General features: G+C 51.0%; 3 protein-coding genes. 2 read left to right on the top strand and 1 reads right to left on the bottom strand.

The features are described 5' to 3' along the window. On the top strand, positions 1-457 hold a 457-nt coding region (locus ACO6V1_RS22915; RefSeq protein ID WP_422468796.1), incomplete at its 5' end, for a DUF29 family protein. Positions 458-511: 54 nt separating this feature from the next. On the opposite strand, the gene ACO6V1_RS22910 is transcribed toward ACO6V1_RS22915, so the two are convergent. Further along, positions 512-694 carry a hypothetical protein gene (locus tag ACO6V1_RS22910; protein ID WP_422449718.1) on the bottom strand — a complete coding sequence of 61 codons (183 nt, stop codon included), beginning with the start codon at positions 692-694 and terminating at the stop codon, positions 512-514. Between the two features lie 697 nt (positions 695-1,391). On the opposite strand from ACO6V1_RS22910, the gene ACO6V1_RS22905 reads away from it, so the two are divergent. Continuing rightward, positions 1,392-3,716 (top strand): hypothetical protein (locus ACO6V1_RS22905; RefSeq protein ID WP_422468794.1); only part of this gene is annotated, 2,325 nt, incomplete at its 3' end.

The following is a 3,716-nucleotide window of genomic DNA, read 5'->3' as shown; positions in this document are numbered from 1 at the left end:
GGCCCTGAATCGGCCCCTGGTGGCGGTTTACGGGTCAACGTCGACCGATCATACGCCGCCAATGAACAAAAACAGTGAAACACTGTCTATGAAGCTGGATCGAAAGCTGGACAGCCACCTGGCAGAATTACTGATGCACCTGTTCAAATGGCAGTACCAGCCCCAAAAACGGGAATATGGCCATAGCTGGGAAAACAGCATCCGGGCACACCGAAAACAAACCAAAGACCTGATGGAGAAATACCCAAGCCTGGAGGCAAAAATTATAAGTGACTGGGAAGGCATCTTTGAATCTGCCCTTCGAGCAGCAATCATCGACACCGACATGTCAAAAGAAGATTTCCCGGAGAATTGTCCATGGACCTTTGACCAGATCATGCAGGAGGACTGGCTCCCTTCAAAGCTCAGCCATGGCGCTGGCCAAAATCACGGCAGTGACTGTATCGGTACCTTCTAACTCAAACCTGCTGGCCATGCATATAAATGATAGGGGTCATTGAACATCAGCTCCTTACCGGAGAAGCCCACCGCTCCGCCGCCGGGCAGCACCACCATCCCTTGCAGATTGCTGGGAGGCGTGAAGGCTGCCATTAGTTAAACGACAATCAACCGCTGCTTCTGACTGAGTATCATCCAGAAGATGGCTATCCAGCCTGAGAACCTCGCCGGTAAAGGAAGTGATGTCGATTTTCATGGTCACTTACCAAACGTGTCGGGCCGCGCAGGTGCAGAGCGCTCCGTAGGGCGGCCCCCCGCCTGCGGAGTTCGTGTGAGACCCGGTACAAAAAAGCGCTAATACCCACACAGCCACCCCCCTCGTTCCCATGCAGGCCCTATGGGTCGGGAATGCATACCGGAGCCTGCCAGATATAAAACATTCTGTTTATGTCCGGAATCATGAGTGTTTAATGGAGACCCACAAGAGGCCCGGTATGCATTCCCATGGGGGACCGTGGGAACGAGGGGAAAACCAGTTACTGTACTTCACTTGCTTGAAATTCTCACCGGGCGGTAGTGGCACTCCGCCGGGTCTTTGAACTTATCCTGAGGATTTTCTGGCTCTGAAAATCCTGAACATCAGGGCGTGACCAACGTCGTATTTTCTGTGACTTTTTCAAAATAGGCATAACGTCTTTAGCATTCTGAGCTATGTTGTTTCCCAAAAATTTGAATCAGCAAATAAATATTGGTGTTTATCTCTTATTCGCTGATTTACACGACACAGGATATTTTTGAGTAAAAGCTTTCGAAGTATTGATGAGGTAGTAATGTTGATACAGCCACCGACCGTGCCCAGAAGCGGCACTGTCAGCGATTCCCGACTTGCAACAATACCATCTACAGAGCCACAGGGACGATGGGGCAGTTTGGATGTATCCAGGAAGTCTGGGGTGTTACCGTTTTTAACGCGGGACGGAACCCAGGAAAACGACAACGATAAAATAAAAGACACACAACAGAACTCATCGCAGCAGCATCGTAAACCGACAAGCACAGCGCCCGGGTCTTGTCATCTGCCCAATGCGGCGGCGGTGCTGGGGGCGCTGTCCGGTCTTGCTGCTTTCGGCCTGGCAGCATCGGCCACCTGTGGCAGCGAGCCGATTGAGGTGGCGGATGCCGAAATCCTGGGCATGATTGGCCGTAACGAGAGCTTTCCACGCAATTGCACTTACCGGCAAACTGTTCCGTGTATTGATGGTAGCCAATTGCAATCCATCGGTAATGATAGCCATCCGTTTACCGGCATCTTCCATGGCGAAAATCGTACCATCGGTAATCTCAGACATTGCCTGATAAAAAAACTGGCCGGTGGAGGCAGTGTCGATAGCCTGCGCTTTACTAATGCCAATATAACGTCCACAGGCCCGGCCGCAGTGGTGGCCTGTGAAATTTCTGGTAATGCCATGATCAGTAATATCCGGGTTGAAAATGCTCATGTAAGTACTTCGGGTAATGGAGCCTATGGGGGGGTTATTGCAGGAAAGGTCCAAGAAGGCGGAACCGTTGCTAACACGACGGCCGTGGACTGTAACATCACGACCGACAAAGATTCTGATTCTGGAAGCGCGGGTATCGGGGCAGGGTACGTTGAGGCTGGCACGGTTGCTAACACGATAGCGGTTGACTGCCACGTTGAAACCGGAGGCAAAAAGTCTTATGCCGCTATTGGAGTGGGACATGTTTTGACCGGAGGTAACATTGACAACACCAGGGCCGAGAACTGCACGGTGGTAACGACCGGCAGCGAGGCCAGCGCAGGCATCGGGAGTGGGTACGCAGGCATCGGTGTGTTTAAGAATACTGTTAAAAATACTATGGCAAAGAACTGTAAAGTTGAAACATCCGGTCATAAGGCAAATGCCGCTATTGGAGTGGGACATGTTTTGACCAGAGGAATCGTTACCAACACCAAGGCACTGGACTCCACAGTCAAAACCTCGAATAGTGCAACATCGGGTGGGAGCGCCGCTATTGGCTCAGGCGTTGTTGAAGGAGGAAATGTTGCCGACACGAGAGCGGTTCACTGTCGCGTTGAAACAATGAGCGATAATGCAAATGCCGCTGTTGGAGCGGGAAGCATTTTCGGTGGAAAAGTTACCAACACCAGGGCACAGAACTGCACGGTGGTAACTTCTGGTAATCATGGCTATGCGGGTATCGGCGGGGGAAATTCTATTGAGTCCGATGTTACTGACACCACGGCAATGGACAGCATAGTGACAACATCTGGAGATAATAGTTTTGCCGGCATCGGCGGGGGATGGTTTAGAGGTGGCACCGTGACTGGCACCACAGCAGTGAACTGCAATGTTACAGCAAACGGTACCGATGCCAGCGCGGGTATCGGGGGTGGGCAGGTTGAGAAGAAGGGTACTGTTACTAATACTGTGGCAGAGAATTGTCACGTCAAAACATCGAAGAAAAATGCCTTTGCCGGTATTGGCGCGGGTAAAGTCGATAAAGGAGGAAAAGTTACTAGCACGACGGCAGTGCACTGCAACGTCACTACCAAAAATGAGTTTGGCCAAGCCGGTATTGGAGCGGGACATATTTATAGTGACAGCTTCGTTTCACTCACCACAGCGTTGGACTGCACAATCATAACCGAAGGGCATTGGGCAGATGCGGGCATCGGAGCCGGAGCTGCTTATAATAGCATCGTTAACGGCAGCACTGCGGTGAATTGCAAGGTCAAAACTTCCGGTCAACTGGCCAATGCAGCTATCGGCACAGGATACGTTAATGATGCAACCGTTGCCAACACCCTGGCAGTGAAAAGTAGTGTGAACGCTACAGATGCAATTGCTGGTATTGGGGTCGGGGAGATTCCTGATAATATTAACAGTACCGTTATCGAGACCAAGGCGTTTGATTCCAGGATCGACGGCAAAGTTTCAGAGGCAATTAAGCGTATCAAAAATAATAGTACCCTGGTTTGTAATACCTATCTTAACAATGTTCCATATAACAGTCCTGGTTTCTGTTCGCTGCTGGATAATGTGTGTAAACCTGTCGCTCATTCGCTCTTGCTCCCGGATTGCGAACCCAACCAAAAGTATCTTGACCAGTTAGGCATGTCGAGCAATTTAAGCAGTGATTTATTCTCCGTCGAAACCCCGCCCATGGAATCCGACATACTCTTTCCCGACCTGCCTTGTCCTGAAGCATTGACCACGACAGTGGCACCACCGGCCGCCACGCCAGCAACAGACAGG

Source organism: Endozoicomonas sp. ALC013 (assembly GCF_049310205.1).
Classification (GTDB): domain Bacteria; phylum Pseudomonadota; class Gammaproteobacteria; order Pseudomonadales; family Endozoicomonadaceae; genus Endozoicomonas.
Note: the sequence above shows the minus strand (reverse complement) of the source record. Positions and strands in the feature narration are given on the sequence as shown.